The organism is Pseudomonas sp. GD03875, from assembly GCF_029840585.1.
GTDB lineage: Bacteria > Pseudomonadota > Gammaproteobacteria > Pseudomonadales > Pseudomonadaceae > Aquipseudomonas > Aquipseudomonas paralcaligenes.
Genome location: NZ_JAOCCV010000001.1, coordinates 17,949 through 34,004, shown reverse-complemented (window position 1 = coordinate 34,004; position 16,056 = coordinate 17,949). Strand labels below are relative to the sequence as shown.

General features: G+C 65.9%; 18 protein-coding genes. 9 read left to right on the top strand and 9 right to left on the bottom strand.

The annotated features are described in order from the left end of the window. From N5D30_RS00190 to N5D30_RS00180, 3 genes are read left to right on the top strand one after another with little or no spacing between them, the layout of a single operon-like run. Positions 1-525 carry a L,D-transpeptidase gene (locus N5D30_RS00190; RefSeq protein ID WP_279907153.1) on the top strand — a complete coding sequence of 175 codons (525 nt, stop codon included), beginning with the start codon at positions 1-3 and terminating at the stop codon, positions 523-525. Positions 526-544: 19 nt separating this feature from the next. Further along, on the top strand, positions 545-1,543 hold the full coding sequence (gene nagZ / locus N5D30_RS00185; protein ID WP_279907348.1) for a beta-N-acetylhexosaminidase: 999 nt from the start codon (positions 545-547) through the stop codon (positions 1,541-1,543). A gap of 13 nt (positions 1,544-1,556) precedes the next feature. Further along, positions 1,557-2,294, top strand: a complete 738-nt coding sequence (locus N5D30_RS00180; RefSeq protein ID WP_279907152.1) for an S-methyl-5'-thioinosine phosphorylase — start codon at positions 1,557-1,559, stop codon at positions 2,292-2,294. Between the two features lie 6 nt (positions 2,295-2,300). Here N5D30_RS00180 and N5D30_RS00175 read toward each other — a convergent pair whose 3' ends face one another. Further along, positions 2,301-3,101: a cytochrome c gene (locus tag N5D30_RS00175; protein ID WP_279907151.1), complete on the bottom strand. Its 801-nt coding sequence runs from the start codon at positions 3,099-3,101 to the stop codon at positions 2,301-2,303. Positions 3,102-3,105: 4 nt separating this feature from the next. Further along, positions 3,106-3,462 (bottom strand): rhodanese-like domain-containing protein, encoded by a 357-nt coding sequence (locus N5D30_RS00170; RefSeq protein ID WP_279907149.1) that lies wholly within the window; start codon positions 3,460-3,462, stop codon positions 3,106-3,108. Positions 3,463-4,070: 608 nt separating this feature from the next. Between N5D30_RS00170 and N5D30_RS00165 the strand changes: the two genes are divergently transcribed. The 3 genes from N5D30_RS00165 (at position 4,071) to N5D30_RS00155 (ending at position 8,371) form a co-directional block, all read left to right on the top strand. Then, positions 4,071-5,276 carry an acetyl-CoA C-acetyltransferase gene (locus N5D30_RS00165; RefSeq protein ID WP_279907148.1) on the top strand — a complete coding sequence of 402 codons (1,206 nt, stop codon included), beginning with the start codon at positions 4,071-4,073 and terminating at the stop codon, positions 5,274-5,276. A gap of 76 nt (positions 5,277-5,352) precedes the next feature. Beyond that, positions 5,353-7,497, top strand: coding sequence for a 3-hydroxyacyl-CoA dehydrogenase NAD-binding domain-containing protein (locus N5D30_RS00160; RefSeq protein WP_279907147.1), 2,145 nt, complete (start codon positions 5,353-5,355; stop codon positions 7,495-7,497). A 100-nt stretch (positions 7,498-7,597) separates the two neighbouring features. Further along, a complete protein-coding gene (locus tag N5D30_RS00155; RefSeq protein WP_279907146.1) occupies positions 7,598-8,371 on the top strand; it encodes a transporter substrate-binding domain-containing protein in 774 nt (257 codons plus the stop codon). Between the two features lie 13 nt (positions 8,372-8,384). Here N5D30_RS00155 and ptrC read toward each other — a convergent pair whose 3' ends face one another. Beyond that, on the bottom strand, positions 8,385-8,594 hold the full coding sequence (gene ptrC, locus N5D30_RS00150) for a type III secretion system co-regulatory protein PtrC (protein WP_279907145.1): 210 nt from the start codon (positions 8,592-8,594) through the stop codon (positions 8,385-8,387). 18 nt (positions 8,595-8,612) lie between these two features. After that, on the bottom strand, positions 8,613-8,729 hold the full coding sequence (locus N5D30_RS00145) for a PA2485 family small membrane protein (RefSeq protein ID WP_279907144.1): 117 nt from the start codon (positions 8,727-8,729) through the stop codon (positions 8,613-8,615). Between the two features lie 204 nt (positions 8,730-8,933). On the opposite strand from N5D30_RS00145, the gene N5D30_RS00140 reads away from it, so the two are divergent. Further along, entirely contained in the window at positions 8,934-9,662 is a 729-nt protein-coding gene (locus N5D30_RS00140; protein ID WP_279907143.1) for an amidotransferase, read from the top strand. Between the two features lie 3 nt (positions 9,663-9,665). On the opposite strand, the gene N5D30_RS00135 is transcribed toward N5D30_RS00140, so the two are convergent. The 3 genes from N5D30_RS00135 to cspD form a co-directional block, all read right to left on the bottom strand. After that, positions 9,666-10,637 (bottom strand): magnesium and cobalt transport protein CorA, encoded by a 972-nt coding sequence (locus N5D30_RS00135; protein ID WP_279907142.1) that lies wholly within the window; start codon positions 10,635-10,637, stop codon positions 9,666-9,668. A 64-nt stretch (positions 10,638-10,701) separates the two neighbouring features. Further along, a complete protein-coding gene (locus N5D30_RS00130; RefSeq protein ID WP_279907141.1) occupies positions 10,702-11,424 on the bottom strand; it encodes a 1-acylglycerol-3-phosphate O-acyltransferase in 723 nt (240 codons plus the stop codon). A gap of 251 nt (positions 11,425-11,675) precedes the next feature. Next, positions 11,676-11,939: a cold shock domain-containing protein CspD gene (cspD, locus tag N5D30_RS00125; RefSeq protein ID WP_279907140.1), complete on the bottom strand. Its 264-nt coding sequence runs from the start codon at positions 11,937-11,939 to the stop codon at positions 11,676-11,678. Between the two features lie 229 nt (positions 11,940-12,168). Between cspD and clpS the strand changes: the two genes are divergently transcribed. Further along, positions 12,169-12,531 carry an ATP-dependent Clp protease adapter ClpS gene (clpS, locus tag N5D30_RS00120; protein ID WP_220814917.1) on the top strand — a complete coding sequence of 121 codons (363 nt, stop codon included), beginning with the start codon at positions 12,169-12,171 and terminating at the stop codon, positions 12,529-12,531. A 30-nt stretch (positions 12,532-12,561) separates the two neighbouring features. Next, entirely contained in the window at positions 12,562-14,838 is a 2,277-nt protein-coding gene (gene clpA, locus N5D30_RS00115; protein WP_220814916.1) for an ATP-dependent Clp protease ATP-binding subunit ClpA, read from the top strand. 93 nt (positions 14,839-14,931) lie between these two features. Here clpA and infA read toward each other — a convergent pair whose 3' ends face one another. Next, positions 14,932-15,150 (bottom strand): translation initiation factor IF-1, encoded by a 219-nt coding sequence (gene infA / locus N5D30_RS00110; protein ID WP_137973350.1) that lies wholly within the window; start codon positions 15,148-15,150, stop codon positions 14,932-14,934. A gap of 134 nt (positions 15,151-15,284) precedes the next feature. Next, on the bottom strand, positions 15,285-15,992 hold the full coding sequence (locus N5D30_RS00105; protein WP_279907139.1) for an arginyltransferase: 708 nt from the start codon (positions 15,990-15,992) through the stop codon (positions 15,285-15,287). Positions 15,993-16,056: the final 64 nt, after the last annotated feature.

The window sequence follows — 16,056 nt, the reverse complement described above, 5'->3', positions numbered from 1 at the left end:
ATGCGCCCGCTCGACTTCCTGCATATCTCCATCGCCGACCAGCGCCTGTACGGCTTTGCCGACGGGCAACTGGTCGTGCGCCTGCCCGTCTCCACCGCCCTCAACGGGCCCGGCGAACTCGGCGGTTCCAACTGCACGCCCCGTGGCCGGCATCAGGTGCGGGCGAAGATCGGCGACGGCCTGCCCCTGGGCGCGGTGCTGCGCGGGCGGCGCTGGACCGGCGAAGTCTGGTCCGAGGCATTGGATGTGCAATTCCCCGGCCGCGACTGGATTCTCACCCGCATCCTCTGGCTCAGCGGCTGCGAGCGCGGTATCAACCGCCTGGGCCAGGTCGACACCTTCCGCCGCTACATTTACCTGCACGGCACGCCGGACACCCAGCCCATGGGCGTGCCGCTCTCCCACGGCTGTGTGCGCCTGCGCAACGCCGACCTGCTGGACCTATACCTCCACGTACCGCCGCATTGCGCGGTGATGATCGACGAGGCGCCGTGCCCGCAGTGGGCGACGACCGATCTCGCTTGAGGATTCCCTTGTGACGACCCTGTTTGGTTCCCTGATGCTGGACATCCAAGGCACCTGGCTGACCGCCGAGGACCGCCGGATTCTGCGCCAGCCCGAGGTGGGCGGCCTGATCCTGTTCGCCCGCAACATCGAAGACCCGCGCCAGGTACGCGAGCTGTGCGCTTCCATCCGCGCCGTGCGCCCGGACCTGCTGCTGGCGGTGGACCAGGAAGGCGGCCGCGTGCAGCGCCTGCGCAACGGTTTCGTGCGCCTGCCGGCCATGCGTGCCCTGGCCGACAACGACAATGCCGAGCAACTGGCCGAGCACTGCGGCTGGCTGATGGCGACCGAAGTGCTGGCCGTGGGCCTGGACCTGAGCTTCGCCCCGGTGCTGGACCTGGACCATCAGCGCAGCGCGGTGGTCGGCAGCCGCAGCTTCGAGGGCGATGCCGAGCTGGCGACCCGTCTGGCCGGTGCCTTCATCCGCGGGATGGACGCCGCGGGCATGTCTGCCACCGGCAAGCATTTCCCCGGCCACGGCTGGGCCGAGGCCGACTCCCACGTGGCCATCCCGGTGGATGAGCGCAGCCTGGAAGAAATCCGCGCCAAGGATCTGATCCCGTTCCAGCGCCTGGGCCGACAGCTGGCGGCAGTGATGCCGGCCCATGTCATCTACCCGCAGGTGGACGCCGGCCCGGCCGGTTTCTCGAGGCGCTGGCTGCAGGACATCCTGCGCGGCGAGCTGGGCTTCGACGGGGTGATCTTCAGCGACGACCTGTCCATGGCCGGCGCCCATGTGGTGGGTGACGCCGCCAGCCGTATCGAGGCGGCGCTGAGCGCCGGCTGCGACATGGGTCTGGTGTGCAACGACCGCGCCTCCGCCGAGCTGGCCCTGGGCGCTTTGCAGCGGCTCAAGGTACAGCCGCCGAAGGGGCTGGCGCGCATGCGTGGTCGTGGTTTCGCCCGCACTGACTATCGCGAGCAGCCGCGCTGGCTGCAGGCCATCGCGGCCCTGCGCGCGGCGCAGCTGATCGATTGATGGAGCAGGCCACATGACCACCTACGCCATCATCGGCGGCACCGGCCTGACCCAGCTGGAAGGCCTGGTTCTCAGACAGGTGCAGAACTTCGACACGCCTTATGGCGCGCCCTCCGCTCCGGTGCTGTGCGGCGAGTACGCTGGTCGCGAGGTGCTGTTCCTTGCCCGCCATGGCCACCCGCACCGCATTCCGCCGCACCAGGTGAACTACCGCGCCAACCTCTGGGCGCTCAAGCAGGCCGGCGCCGAGGTCATTCTCGCGGTGAACGCGGTGGGCGGCATCCACGCGGCCATGGGCAGCGGCCACCTGTGCGTGGCTCATCAGGTGATCGATTACACATGGGGCAGGGCGCACACCTTCTTCGAGGGCGACATCGAGCATGTCACCCATATCGATTTCAGCCACCCCTACGACGAGGCGCTGCGTGGCCGCTTGATCGCCGCGCTGCAGGCGCTCGGCTACCCGCACAGCAGCTACGGTGTGTATGGTGCCACCCAGGGGCCGCGCCTGGAGACGGCGGCGGAGATCGCCCGCATGGAGCGCGACGGCTGCGACATCGTTGGTATGACCGGCATGCCCGAGGCGGCGCTGGCACGGGAACTGGAGCTGCCCTACGCCTGCCTGGCGCTGGTGGTCAACCCGGCGGCCGGCAAGTCCAGCGGCGTCATCACCATGGCCAGGATCGAGGCGGAGCTGGCACGCGGTATCGACAAGGTGCGCGCGGTGTTGGGCAGGGTCCTCGGCGCCTGATTCCCCTCAGTGCGCGGCCTTCCTGGCCGCCATGTGCGACAGGTAGCTGATCAGCGCCTGCAGCTGCGCGTCGCTCAGGGCGTCTTCGCCGAACCCCGGCATCCGTCCCTGGGGCCAATGCCTCAGGCTCTGGGGATCGCGGATGTAGCGCCGCAGGAAGTCCCCGCTGAAATATTCGGTCGGGTTGTGCGGCAGGTTCAGGTCGGGCCCGAACTGAGAGTCCCCGGCGCCGTTCAGGCGATGGCAGGCCAGGCAGTTCTTCTGGAACTGGGCGAAGCCCTCCCGCACCTCGGCGCTGGCATCGGCGGCCGGCAGCAGGGCGGGGAAGCGCTGCGCCACCGGCGCCAGCAGGCGCAGGCGGACGACCTGGAAGGGCCACTGCTCGGGGCCGATCTGTGCCGCTTCCGGTTGCTGCCACACCAGATAGAAGGGACCGGCGCTGGGCTTGTTTCGGGACAGCCCAGGCCAGGGACGGGTCGGGTCTTCCACGGCCAGCCAGGCGCGGGCGCCCTGGCGCGACAGCAGCGGGGCGGCGGGTAGTTCGGCGGCGAAGCCGTCCAGGGCCACGGCCTGCAGGTGGTCGCCGGGTTGCACGCCCTGCAGCAGTTCGGCCAAGGGAACCGCGCGGTAGCGCATGGTGCGCTTGTAGGCCACGTCGGCCTCGATCTCGATGTCCTGTGCTTCGGGATGGGCGAGCAGCTGTTCGCTGTTCCAGCTACGGCTGCCCTGGGGCAATTCCAGGGTGAGTTCGGCGGCGCCTGCGGTACCGGTCAGCAATGCGGCGAGCAGGGCGGCGATGTGGCGCATCGCCTCAATCCCCGCCGAGCGCGGGTTGCAGCGAGTCGTAGCCGCCGGCGTTGATCACCTGGCGATAGCCGAGCGCCTGCAGCTGGTCCTGGGCGATGCCGGAACGGCGGCCGCTGCGGCAGTAGAGCACCACGGGGGTGTCCTTGTCTGGCACGAGCTGGGCGATGCGCGCGCCGATCTGGTCATGGGGGATCAGGGTGGCTCCGGGCAGCGCGCCAGTGGCGAATTCTTCCTGGGTACGCACATCGATCAGCACGGCATCGGGCCGCTCCAGGGCCTGCAGGGCGGCGGCCCGGTCGATCTCGCCGGCCTGGGCGGCGAGCGGAAGGCAAAGGCTCAATACGAGCAGCAGGTGGCGCATGGCGTGGCCTCGATAGTACGGGCCTCCACGCTAGCACAGCACGGCGGGAGAGGGTTGTTCCACGCCCCGGGCGCTACGGCACCGGGGCGCGGCGTGGAAGAGACGATCAACTGACCAGGCGGGTAACGTTGGGCAGGATCAGGATGACGGTAGTGGCCAGGACGATGAGGCTCGCCTGCCGGTACTTGGCGTGTTTGAACATGACGCGACTGCCTTTCTTCTTGTTGGCGTCGTGGCCGGTCAGCTTTCCGCAGCGCTTCGCGGAGCCGGCCCGCGCCGTGGCACGGATGGAAAAGCCGCCCCGGCAAATACCCCGGAAGCGACACCTTGCATGCTTAATCCTAGGGGCCGGGTCACCGGCTTCTTAGATCGGTTGGTTTCTAGAGCCATCATGCTTGAAGACCCGAGGTTATCGGTCGGGATTGGTGGGCGGCGCGGTGCCCCGTGCCAGACAGGTCGAGACGGCCCACAGTCGCTACGACGGTGGGGCGACCATTCGTCTGAGCCCAATGGTCAACGGCCCTGAGCGCATCGGTCATTGAGTCTGACCGGCGCGGATTTATGGTAGGGCGACCCGGCAACCGCCGCTGCCATGAACCGAGGACGTCATGACCGAAGCATTCATTTTCGACGCCGTGCGCACCCCGCGCGGCAAGGGCAAGAAGGACGGCGCGCTGTACAGCGTCAAACCCGTCAGCCTGGTGGCCGGCCTGCTGCGGGCGCTGCAGGAGCGCAACGGCCTGGACACCCGCCAGGTCGATGACATCGTGCTCGGCTGCGTGACCCCGGTGGGCGACCAGGGCGCCGACATTGCCAAGACCGCGGCCATGGTCGCCGACTGGGACGTGAGCGTCGCCGGCGTGCAGCTCAACCGCTTCTGCGCCTCGGGCCTGGAAGCGGTCAACATGGGCGCGATGAAGGTGCGCTCCGGTTTCGAGGATCTGGTGGTGGTTGGCGGCGTGGAATCCATGTCCCGCGTGCCCATGGGCTCCGACGGCGGCGCCTGGGTGATGGACCCGGAAACCAACATCCACTCCAACTTCGTGCCCCAGGGCATCGGCGCCGACCTGATCGCCACCCTGGAAGGCTTCTCGCGCGCAGACGTCGACAGTTTCGCCTTGCGCTCCCAGCAGAAGGCCGCGCGTGCCAGCGCCGACGGCTCGTTCGGGAAATCCCTGGTGCCGGTGACCGACCAGAACGGCATCGTCATCCTCGACCATGACGAATTCATCCGTGGCGACTCCACCCTGGAAGGCCTGGGCAAGCTCAAGCCGAGCTTCGAGATGATGGGCCAGATGGGCTTCGATGCCACCGCGCTGCGCGTATACAGTCACGTCGAGCGCATCGAGCATGTGCACACCCCTGGCAACAGCTCCGGCATCGTCGACGGCGCGGCGCTGATGCTGATCGGCTCCGAAGCCAAGGGCAAGGAGCTGGGTCTCAAGCCCCGCGCGCGCATCGTCGCCACGGCGGTGACCAGCACCGACCCGACCATCATGCTCACCGGCCCGGCGCCGGCCACCCGCAAGGCCCTGGCCAAGGCCGGCCTGTCGGTGGAGGACATCGACCTGTTCGAGGTCAACGAGGCCTTCGCCTCTGTCGTCATGAAGTTCATGAAGGACATGGGCGTCTCCGAGGACAAGGTCAACGTCAATGGCGGCTCCATCGCCATGGGCCACCCGCTGGGCGCCACCGGCTGCGCCATCCTAGGCACCCTGCTCGACGAGCTGGAGAAGCGCGGGCTGCGTTACGGCCTAGCCACCCTCTGCGTGGGCGGCGGCATGGGTATAGCCACCATCATCGAACGCATTTGACCGGTAGGGCGGGCGCAACCCGCGCACATCAAGCAGACGCGGGTTCCACCCGCCCTACGCAGCAAGGAATCAGAAAATGACTGACGCCATCCGTTACGAAAAGGGTTCGGACAACATCGTCGTCCTGACCATGGACATGCCCGGCCAGAGTGCCAATACCATGAACGGTGTGTATCGCGAGGCCATGGCCGCCACCATCGACCGCCTGGAGGCCGAGAAGGACTCCATCGCCGGGGTGATCGTCGCCTCGGCGAAGAAGACCTTCTTCGCCGGCGGCGATCTCAACGAGCTGATCAAGGTCACCAGGGCCGAGGCGCAGCAGTTCTACGAAGGCATCCTGGTGCTCAAGGGCCAGCTGCGCCGGCTGGAGACCCTGGGCAAGCCGGTGGTGGCCGCCATCAACGGTGCCGCCCTGGGCGGCGGCTGGGAAATCTGCCTGGCCTGCCACCACCGCATCGCCATCGACGAAAGCCACGTGCAGCTGGGCCTGCCGGAGGTCACCCTCGGCCTGCTGCCGGGTGGTGGCGGGGTGGTGCGCATGGTGCGCCTGCTCGGCCTGGAGAAGGCGCTGCCGTACCTGGCCGAAGGCAAGAAGGTGCGCCCGGACGCCGCGCTCAAGGCCGGCCTGATCCACCAGCTGGCCGATAGACGCGAGGACATGCTGGCCAAGGCCCGCGCCTGGATTCTCGCCAACCCGGCTGCCGTGCAGCCGTGGGACGTGAAGGGCTACAAGATTCCCGGCGGCACGCCGAGCACGCCGGCCGTGGCGCAGATGCTGGCCATCGCGCCGAGCGTGCTGCGCGACAAGACCAAGGGCTGCTTCCCGGCGCCGGAGAAGATCATGTGCGCCGCCGTCGAGGGTGCCCAGGTCGACTTCGACACCGCGCAATTGATCGAGGCGCGCTACTTCACCGAGCTGACCACCGGCCAGGTGGCGAAGAACATGATCGGCACCTTCTGGTTCCAGCTCAACGAGATCAACGCCGGCAAGTCGCGCCCGCAGGGCGTGCCGCGCTACGTGACCCGGAAGGTCGGCGTGCTCGGCGCCGGCATGATGGGCGCGGGCATCGCCTACGTCTCGGCGGCGGCCGGCATCGAGGTGGTGCTCAAGGACGTGTCCATCGAAGCGGCGGAGAAGGGCAAGGCCTACTCGGCCAACCTGCTGGAGAAGAAGGTCGCCCGCGGCCAGATGACGGCCGAGAAGCGCGACGCCTTCCTCGCCCGCATCACGCCGTCCGCCAGCGAGGCGGACTTCGACGGCTGCGACCTGATCATCGAGGCGGTGTTCGAGGACCGTGCGCTGAAGGGCAAGGTCACCGCCGCCGCCGAGACCGCGGCGCTGCCCGACGCGGTGATCGCCTCCAACACCTCGACCCTGCCCATCACCGGCCTGGCCAGCGCGGTGCAGAAGCAGGACAGGTTCATCGGCCTGCACTTCTTCAGCCCGGTGGACAAGATGCCGCTGGTGGAGATCATCCGCGGCGAGAAGACCAGCGACGAGACCCTGGCGCGCGGCTTCGACTATGTGCTGCAGATCAAGAAGACCCCGATCGTGGTCGAGGACAGCCGTGGCTTCTTCACCTCGCGGGTGTTCGGCACCTTCACCAACGAGGGCATCGCCATGCTCGGCGAAGGCGTGAGCGCGGCGATGATCGAGAACGAGGCGCGCAAGGCCGGCATGCCGGTGGGGCCGCTGGCGATCAGCGACGAAGTGTCGATGAGCCTGATGGAGCACATCCGCAAGCAGACCGTGGCCGATCTCGCCGCCGAAGGCCGCAGCCTGCCCGAGCACCCGGCGTTCAGGGTGATCGAACTGATGCTCCACGAGTACAAGCGCCCGGGCAAGGCGGCCGGCGGCGGCTTCTACGACTACCCGCAGGGTGGCAAGAAGCACCTGTGGCCGGAACTCAAGGCGCACTTCGAGAAGGCGGATGCGCAGATCTCCCAGGAGGACGTGCGCGACCGCATCCTGTTCATCCAGGCCATCGAGACCGTGCGTTGCCTGGAGGAGGGCGTGCTGAAGTCGGTGGCCGACGCCAACGTCGGTTCGATCTTCGGCATTGGTTTCGCCGCCTGGACCGGCGGGGCGCTGCAGTTCATCAATCAGTACGGCGTGCGCGACTTCGTCGCCCGCGCCCAGTACCTGGCCGAGCAGTACGGCGAGCGCTTCCTGCCGCCGGCCCTGCTGCTGGAGAAGGCGGCCACGGGCGAGCGCTTCTGATCGCACCTGGCAACGAGCGAACCGGCCCACGTGGCCGGTTTTGCTTTTCGGGGGCTTTCTGTCATCGTGCCGGCAAGCGTCGGTGGGAGTGCAGCAGCGCGTGAGCACGCGAAAGGCGATCAGAACGGTGTTGCTGGCAGGCCTGCTGGCATCCGCCACCTTTGCCGCGGCCGACGAAGCGCTCAATGTCTATATCGGCCAGGGGCAGATGCCCTTCGCCGATGACGATCCCGCCGACCGTGGCGTGTACGGCGACCTGATGAGCGAGCTGTGCCGGCGTCTGCAGCGCGAATGCCGCTTCCATTGCGTGCCCTGGAAGCGGGTGCAGCTGGCGGTGGCCAACGATCCGCGCGGCATCGTGCTCAACCTGGGGCGCACGGCGGAGCGTGAAGCGGGCTTCGTCTGGCTGCTGGGCGTGCTGCCCACGTCCTACGTGCTGGCGAGCAAGCGCCAGCGCTTCGATACCCTTGCCGAGGCACTGGAAGCGGGTCCGCTGGTGGTGATGGGCGGCACGCCCAGGGCCCAGGAAGCATTGTCCCTGCGACAAGAAGGGCAGTCGGTGGTGGAAGTGACGGACCCCGAGCAGGCCGCGCGCATGCTGCACGGCGGCCGGGTGCTGGCCTGGTACGAGATAGACCTGCGCGTGCGCTACCTGTGGCGGCAGCTCGGCTACGACGAGCGCGCGCTGATCTCCGGCTTGCCGGTGAGCACGAACCGCAGCTTCATCGCCGGCAGCCCGGTGCTCAGGGACGCCCCATCGCTGGCCGGGCAGATGCAGCAGGCATTCGCGGACATGCAGGCGGACGGCTCTTGGCGGCGAATCCTGGTCCGCCATCTCGGTGACGAGCTGGCGGGCCGACTCCTGGCGCCGTGATGGGCAAGCCCGTTCAAGCCGCCAGGCACAGACCCTTCTGCAGGCAGATCACGTCGTGAATAGCCATTTTCTCATGCTGCCGGGTGGGCATGTGCAGGGTCAGCAGGCTGCCATCTTCCAGGTGGATGGTGGCTTCGGACTCGAACTGCAGGCCGGTGTCGCCGAGGCTGACGTAGGTGACGCCGTAGCTGCTGGTGTTCGCGAAGGCTTCGGTGATGGACATGACGGTTCCTCCCTAGGGCTAATCGCCAGTGACTTGTTGGCGGGGATGGGCCTGTTGTGGCTGTTGTGGGGTAACCGGCACGCTGCGGAAGGCGGAGGCGGCGATCAGGCTGGCGATGGCGGCGAAGCTGCTCATGAATCTCTCCTGTTGAGGTGATCGGGAACGCTTGCATCTTTGCCGAGCCGTTTCATCGACAGAAGTGAATGGTGGGCATGGTAGGTATCGAGGACGGTGATGTTGCCGGTCCGGCGAGGCCCCGTGGCTGTTGCGTTCCAGGGGCGCTTCGATGCACGCTAGCCGCTTCCTTCTCCCTCCCTGCCGTCTCAGGTGATCCGCTCCATGTCACTGCGTATCTGCATTCTGGAAACCGATGTACTCCGCCCCGAACTGATCGACCAATACCAGGGCTACGGCCGCATGTTCGAGCGGTTGTTCGCCAAGCAGCCGCTGGCGGCGTCCTTCGAGGTGTTCAACGTGGTGCAGGGCGACTACCCGGCCGACGGGGAGCGCTACGACGCCTATCTGGTGACCGGCAGCAAGGCGGATTCGTTCGGCAGCGATCCGTGGATAGGCGTCCTCAAGACCTACCTGCTGCAGCGCTACGAGAGCGGCGACAAGCTGCTCGGCATCTGCTTCGGCCACCAGTTGCTGGCGCTGCTGCTGGGCGGCCGCGCCGAGCGGGCGACCCAGGGTTGGGGCGTGGGCATCCACCATTACGAACTGAAGCAGCAGGTGCCGTGGATGAGTCCCGCTCTTGAGCAGTTGACTCTGCTCATCAGCCACCAGGACCAGGTCACCGCGCTGCCGGAAAAGGCGACGCTGCTGGCCTCCAGCGAGTTCTGCCCGGTGGCCGCCTATTGCATTGAGGACCAGGTGCTGTGCTTCCAGGGCCATCCGGAGTTCATCCACGACTACTCCCGCGCGCTGCTGGACATCCGCCAGCACTGCATCGGCGAGCCGGCCTACCGCAAGGCGGTGGAGAGCCTGGCCCACGACCACCAGGGCACCGCCGTGGCCGAGTGGATGATGCGCTTCGTCGCCCAGGGAAAGGCGGCCGGGGCCGCCTGACTGCTACAGCCAGCCCATCCGCTTGAAATTGGCGAACAGGCCGGCGCAGCCGAGGCCGACGAAGCCGAGCACGCCGAAGTAGCCGTAGTGCCAGGTCAGCTCCGGCATGTACTGGAAGTTCATGCCGTAGATGCCCGCCACCGCCGTCGGGAACGCCAGGATCGCCGCCCAGGCGGCGAACTTGCGCTGGGTCAGGCTCTGCCGCGAGGACTCCAGTAGCAGGCCGATCTCAATGGCGTGGTCGGCCATCTCGCGCAGGCCGGTGAGGTCTTCCATCAGCCGATTGACGTGAATCGCGATGTCGCGGAAGTACGGCCGCATGTGCTTGTCGATGAAAGGGAAGTCGAGCTGCTGCAGCTCCTGGCAGATCTCCGACAGCGGCGCCACCTGGCGGCGCAGGCGCAGCAGGTTGCGCCGCAGGCCGTGGATGCGCTCCACGTCGGCCTGCTCCAGCGGGCAGTTCAGCACCGTCTGCTCGATGTCTTCCAGCTCCGCGTGGGCGCTGTCGAGCAGGGGACGGTAGTTCTCGATCACGAAGCTGAGCAGGGCGTAGAGTACGAAGTCCTCGCCATGCTCCAGCAGCAGCGGGCGCGCTTCGCAGCGCTGGCGCACGGTGGAGTAGGGCGCGGAGTCGCCGTAGCGGGCGCTGATCACATAGCCCTTGCCGGCGAACAGCTGGGTCTCGACGAACTCGATGCGGCCTTCGCGCTGGATCGGCGAGTAGAGCACCATGAACAGCGCGTCGCCGAAGGTCTCCAGCTTGGGCCGGGTGTGCTGGGCGAGGGCGTCCTCCATGGCCAGTTCGTGCAGGTCGAACTGCTGCTGGAGTGCGGTGAGCTGGGTGCTGTCGGGGTCGCGTAGGCCGATCCAGACGAAATGGCCAGGTTTGGAGGCCCACTGGCGGCCTTCCTCAATGGCGATATCGGCGACTTTCTTGCCCTTGGTGTAGGCGGCTGCGGCAACGACCTGACCCATGGATAGTCCTCTGCATGGCGATGAGGCAGCTTAACCCAGCCGCCCGGTCGCTGCAGGGGCGCGGTCAGGCGCGGGCCAGTTGCTGGTCCAGTTGCTCGATGCACTCGCGCATCAGTTGCTGGCAGCGCTCCATCAGGTTCGGCAGATCCTCCAGGGTCAGGCCCAGGGTGGGAATGGCCGGCAGTGAGCGGATCAGCACCTTGCCGCTGCTCCAGTTGTTGAGCTTCAGGCGGCCGGCGTAGGTGCTGACGCACACCGGAATGATCGGTACCCCGGCGGCGATGGCCATCTGGAAGGCACCTTTCTTAAACGGCAACAGGCCATCGCCCTGGTTGCGGGTGCCCTCGGGAAAGACCCAGATGGAGGTGTCGTGCTTCTGTAGCGTCTCGGTGGTTTCCATCATGGCCCGCTTGGCCTTGCGGCCGTTGCCCCGGTCGATCAGCACGTTGCCGGCGAGCCAGTAGAGTTGGCCGAAGAACGGGATCCACTTCAGGCTCTTCTTGCCAATGCTGACGGTGCGCGGCGGCACGACGCGGCCGAGGACGTAGAGGTCGTAGTTGGACTGGTGGTTGGCGATCACCACGCATGGGCGGTCCTGGCCGAACAGGCTTTTCACTTCCGTCTTGAGCTTGAGTCGCAGCATGCACAGGGCCGGCAGTGAATACAGGCGCGCGCAGAGACGGCTGTTGTCCGGGTTGAACGGTCGGCACAAGCCGAGCAGCAGGCCCAGTACGCCGGCCAACACGAAGTGCAGCCCCATCAACAACATGCGAGCGAGGAAAAGCATCGAGACAGCCACCGGGAGGAAGAGGGTGGCGAAGTGTACGGACGTGCACTGTTTTCGACAATTGACGCCGATCAGAGGTTATTGCCGGGTATTTCGCGAGCTGATGCCCGGGAAGTTTGCGAAGGAGGGGAGATATCGGCGCCGGAGGCCATGTCGCTGTGTTGCCAGGGCGCAACAGGAAGACGGGGGCGTTGTGCAGGGGCCCGAAACCCCATCGCTGGCCGGCGATGGGGCTGGGCGGTCGCCTTGTTTCAGGCTTCTACCGGGGTGCTTTGCGGCGCGCTGACGGTGGCCGGGGATTCACCGGGCGCCAGAATCGAGCTGATATTCACGGCATGCAGCCCCTTCGGGCCCTGCAGAATATCGAACTTGACCGCCTGGCCGGCCTTGAGCGTCTTGTAGCCGTCCATCTGGATAGCCGAATAATGGGCGAACAGGTCCTCATCTCGGCCGTCGGCCACGATAAACCCGTAGCCCTTGGCGTTGTTGAACCACTTGACCTTACCGCTGAGCATGCTGACATCCCTCTGCAAAGGACTCCATCACTGGAGTATCATCCACTTCAGCTCCACGTCCGACTTCAGCCGTTTGGGCGCTAGCCGCGGAACCCCGATACCCGCATGGGTATTGACTGTTTGTAACACCGTTTTGCCTTTAGTCAAGGTGCCAGGTCGGCCGGCTGAGAAGCCGGTCATACTCCCCCTGGCTCCACTCTCCGACCGGTCGCGACACCTTTAGTTCAGCATGCATCCACGCAGCCAGATTCAACTAACATCCCATCAGGATCGACCCGACGAATACGAGGACGATTCGAACGGCCTGGCCGTGCAGGAGTCGAAACCGGCGCTGCAGGCCCCACCCATGTACAAGGTGCTGATGTTCAACGACGATTACACTCCGATGGATTTCGTTGTCGAAGTACTGGAAGTGTTCTTCGGTATGAACCGAGAGATGGCCACCAAGGTCATGCTTACTGTCCATACCGAAGGAAAGGCAGTATGCGGGTTGTTCACCCGCGATATCGCGGAGACCAAGGCGATGCAGGTCAACCAGTACGCCCGGGAAAGCCAGCATCCGCTACTCTGTGAGATAGAAAAGGACGGTTGACGCCGTCCCGCTTGGGGAAGAGGTGAAGCTATGTTGAATCGAGAGCTGGAAGTCACCCTCAATCTGGCCTTCAAGGAGGCACGTGCCAAGCGCCATGAATTCATGACGGTCGAGCACCTCCTTCTTGCCCTGCTGGACAACGAGGCGGCCGCCACCGTGCTGCGCGCCTGCGGCGCCAATCTGGACAAGCTCCGGCATGATCTGCAGGAGTTCATCGACTCCACCACGCCTCTGATCCCGCAGCACGACGAAGAGCGCGAGACCCAGCCGACCCTGGGCTTCCAGCGCGTGCTGCAGCGTGCGGTGTTCCACGTGCAGAGTTCGGGCAAGCGCGAAGTCACCGGTGCCAACGTGCTGGTGGCCATCTTCAGCGAGCAGGAGAGCCAGGCGGTGTTCCTGCTCAAGCAGCAGAGCGTCGCCCGCATCGACGTGGTCAACTACATCGCCCACGGCATCTCCAAGGTGCCGGGCCATGCCGATCACCACGAAAACGAGCAGGAGATGCAGGACGACGAAGGCGGCGAGTCTTCGGCCTCGAGCAATCCGCTCGATGCCTATGCCAGCAACCTCAACGAACTGTCCCGTCTCGGTCGGATCGACCCGCTGGTCGGTCGCGAGCACGAGGTCGAGCGCGTGGCGCAGATCCTGGCGCGCCGCCGCAAGAACAACCCATTGCTGGTGGGCGAGGCCGGTGTCGGCAAGACCGCCATCGCCGAAGGGCTGGCCAAGCGCATTGTCGACGGTCAGGTCCCCGATCTGCTTTCCGAGAGCGTGGTGTATTCCCTCGACCTCGGCGCTCTGCTGGCGGGCACCAAGTACCGCGGCGATTTCGAGAAGCGCTTCAAGGCATTGCTCAACGAGCTGCGCAAGCGCCCGCACGCCATCCTGTTCATCGACGAGATCCACACCATCATCGGTGCCGGCGCGGCCTCGGGTGGCGTGATGGATGCCTCCAACCTGCTCAAGCCGCTGTTGTCTTCGGGCGAGATCCGCTGCATCGGCTCCACCACCTTCCAGGAGTTCCGCGGTATCTTCGAGAAGGATCGTGCCCTGGCAAGGCGTTTCCAGAAGGTGGACGTCACCGAACCGTCCGTCGAGGACACGGTGGGCATCCTCAAGGGACTCAAGACCCGCTTCGAACAGCACCACCACATCGAATACAGCGACGAGGCCTTGCGCGCCGCTGCGGAACTGGCGGCGCGCTACATCAACGACCGCCATATGCCGGACAAGGCCATCGACGTGATCGACGAGGCGGGTGCCTATCAGCGCCTGCAGCCGGAAGACAAACGGGCCAAGCGCATCGACGTGGCTCAGGTCGAGGACATCGTCGCCAAGATCGCGCGGATTCCACCGAAGCACGTCAGCAGCTCGGACAAGGAGCTGCTGCGCAATCTGGAGCGCGACCTCAAGCTGACGGTGTTCGGTCAGGATGCGGCGATCGACTCGCTCTCCACCGCCATCAAACTATCCCGCGCCGGCCTCAAGGCGCCGGACAAGCCGGTGGGCTCCTTCCTCTTCGCCGGGCCGACCGGCGTCGGCAAGACCGAGGCGGCGCGCCAGCTGGCCAAGGCCATGGGCATCGAACTGGTGCGCTTCGACATGTCCGAGTACATGGAGCGCCATACCGTCTCGCGCCTGATCGGTGCGCCTCCCGGCTACGTCGGCTTCGACCAGGGCGGCCTGCTGACCGAGGCGATCACCAAGCAACCGCATTGCGTGCTGCTGCTCGACGAGATCGAGAAGGCCCACCCGGAAGTGTTCAACCTGCTGCTGCAGGTGATGGACCACGGCACCCTGACCGACAACAACGGGCGCAAGGCGGATTTCCGCAACGTGATCCTGATCATGACCACCAACGCGGGTGCCGAAACCGCCGCGCGGGCGTCGATCGGCTTCACCCAGCAGGACCACTCGTCCGACGCCATGGAAGTCATCAGGAAGAGCTTCACGCCGGAATTCCGCAACCGCCTGGATACCATCATCCAGTTCGGCCGCCTGACCCACGAAGTCATCAAGAGCATCGTCGACAAGTTCCTCACGGAGCTGCAGGCGCAGCTGGAGGACAAGCGTGTGCAACTGCTTGTCAGCGACGAGGCGCGTGGCTGGCTGGCGGAGCGTGGCTACGACGTGCAGATGGGCGCGCGGCCGATGGCGCGGCTGATCCAGGACAAGATCAAGCGGCCGCTGGCCGAGGAGATCCTGTTCGGCGAGCTGGCCGAGCACGGTGGTGTGGTGCACATCGAGCTGGAGGGCGGCGAGCTGCGCTTCGAGTTCGAGACCACTGCCGACGCCGAACCCGCCTGAGCGGCAAGCAGGCAAACGAAAACGCCCGGCAATGCCGGGCGTTCTGCATTCTGACCTGTCTGGCGGACCTTCTATCGGGTCCGCCTGGCGGAATCAGCGGGCGCGGTAGGTGATGCGGCCCTTGCTCAGGTCGTACGGCGTCAGTTCGACGCGGACCTTGTCGCCAGTCAGAATGCGGATGTAGTTCTTGCGCATCTTGCCGGAGATGTGCGCGGTAACGACGTGCCCGTTTTCCAACTCCACACGGAACATGGTGTTGGGCAGGGTGTCGACGACAGTACCTTCCAGTTCGAAGCTGTCTTCTTTCGACATGCAGTAAAGCCCTCGGTATCCAAAGAATGGCCCGGCGCGATGGGCGCCCAGGCAAAAGCGGCGTGCATTGTGCCCGAAAAGAGTAAGGACCGCCAAGTGGCTGGAAAGTCGGGAAATGGGCAGAGGCGCCGTATTCAGGTCAGTACGACCCAGCGCTGATTGACGAAAAGCTCGATGGGGCGGTACTGGGTCTTGTAGCTCATCTTCCGGCAGTTCTTGATCCAGTAACCGAGATAGACCGCCTGCAGGCCCAAACGTGCGGTTTCTCCGATCTGCCAGAGAATGGCGTAGCGGCCCAGGCTGCGGCGTTCCTCGTCCGGGTCGTAGAAGGTGTACACGGCCGACAGTCCGTTGGGCAGCACGTCGGCCACCGCCACCGCGACCAGCCGTTCGGCCAGGCGGAACTCGTAGAAGCGGGCGAAGGGCAGGTCGCGGACCAGAAAGGTGCTGAACTGGTCGCGGCTCGGCGGGTACATGTCGCCGTCCGCGTGGCGCTGCTCGATATAGCGTACGTAGAGCGCGTAATACTCCTCGTTGAACGCCGGACGAACGGCCTGGACCCGAATGTCGGCGTTGCGTTTGAGGATGCGCTTCTGCTGGCGGTTGGGGATGAACTGGTCGGCGGGTATGCGCGCCGGTACGCAGGCGGTGCAGCGCTGGCAGTGCGGGCGGTAGAGATGGTCGCCGCTGCGGCGGAAGCCCATTTCCGAGAGTTCGGCGTAGACCTGCACGTCCATGGGCTGGCTGGGATCGAGGAACAGGGTGGTCGCCTGTTCTTCGGGCAGGTAGCTGCACGGGTGTGGCTGGGTGGCGTAGAACTTGAGGCGAGCCAGTTCGGTCATGGTCGATCCTCGGGAAGATCCCAGGGGACAGTGTATGTCAGGCCAATGGTGCCTACCACAGCCC

Excerpts from the sequence above, each read along its gene's own strand:
- N5D30_RS00190 (WP_279907153.1), top strand. The coding sequence starts at position 1 with ATGCGCCCGCTCGACTTCCTGCATATCTCCATCGCCGACCAGCGCCTG.
- N5D30_RS00180 (WP_279907152.1), top strand. The coding sequence starts at position 1,557 with ATGACCACCTACGCCATCATCGGCGGCACCGGCCTGACCCAGCTGGAA.
- N5D30_RS00175 (WP_279907151.1), bottom strand. The coding sequence starts at position 3,101 with ATGCGCCACATCGCCGCCCTGCTCGCCGCATTGCTGACCGGTACCGCA.
- N5D30_RS00170 (WP_279907149.1), bottom strand. The coding sequence starts at position 3,462 with ATGCGCCACCTGCTGCTCGTATTGAGCCTTTGCCTTCCGCTCGCCGCC.
- N5D30_RS00165 (WP_279907148.1), top strand. The coding sequence starts at position 4,071 with ATGACCGAAGCATTCATTTTCGACGCCGTGCGCACCCCGCGCGGCAAG.
- N5D30_RS00160 (WP_279907147.1), top strand. The coding sequence starts at position 5,353 with ATGACTGACGCCATCCGTTACGAAAAGGGTTCGGACAACATCGTCGTC.
- ptrC (WP_279907145.1), bottom strand. The coding sequence starts at position 8,594 with ATGTCCATCACCGAAGCCTTCGCGAACACCAGCAGCTACGGCGTCACC.
- N5D30_RS00145 (WP_279907144.1), bottom strand. The coding sequence starts at position 8,729 with ATGAGCAGCTTCGCCGCCATCGCCAGCCTGATCGCCGCCTCCGCCTTC.
- N5D30_RS00140 (WP_279907143.1), top strand. The coding sequence starts at position 8,934 with ATGTCACTGCGTATCTGCATTCTGGAAACCGATGTACTCCGCCCCGAA.
- N5D30_RS00135 (WP_279907142.1), bottom strand. The coding sequence starts at position 10,637 with ATGGGTCAGGTCGTTGCCGCAGCCGCCTACACCAAGGGCAAGAAAGTC.
- N5D30_RS00130 (WP_279907141.1), bottom strand. The coding sequence starts at position 11,424 with ATGCTTTTCCTCGCTCGCATGTTGTTGATGGGGCTGCACTTCGTGTTG.
- cspD (WP_279907140.1), bottom strand. The coding sequence starts at position 11,939 with ATGCTCAGCGGTAAGGTCAAGTGGTTCAACAACGCCAAGGGCTACGGG.
- clpS (WP_220814917.1), top strand. The coding sequence starts at position 12,169 with ATGCATCCACGCAGCCAGATTCAACTAACATCCCATCAGGATCGACCC.
- clpA (WP_220814916.1), top strand. The coding sequence starts at position 12,562 with ATGTTGAATCGAGAGCTGGAAGTCACCCTCAATCTGGCCTTCAAGGAG.
- infA (WP_137973350.1), bottom strand. The coding sequence starts at position 15,150 with ATGTCGAAAGAAGACAGCTTCGAACTGGAAGGTACTGTCGTCGACACC.
- N5D30_RS00105 (WP_279907139.1), bottom strand. The coding sequence starts at position 15,992 with ATGACCGAACTGGCTCGCCTCAAGTTCTACGCCACCCAGCCACACCCG.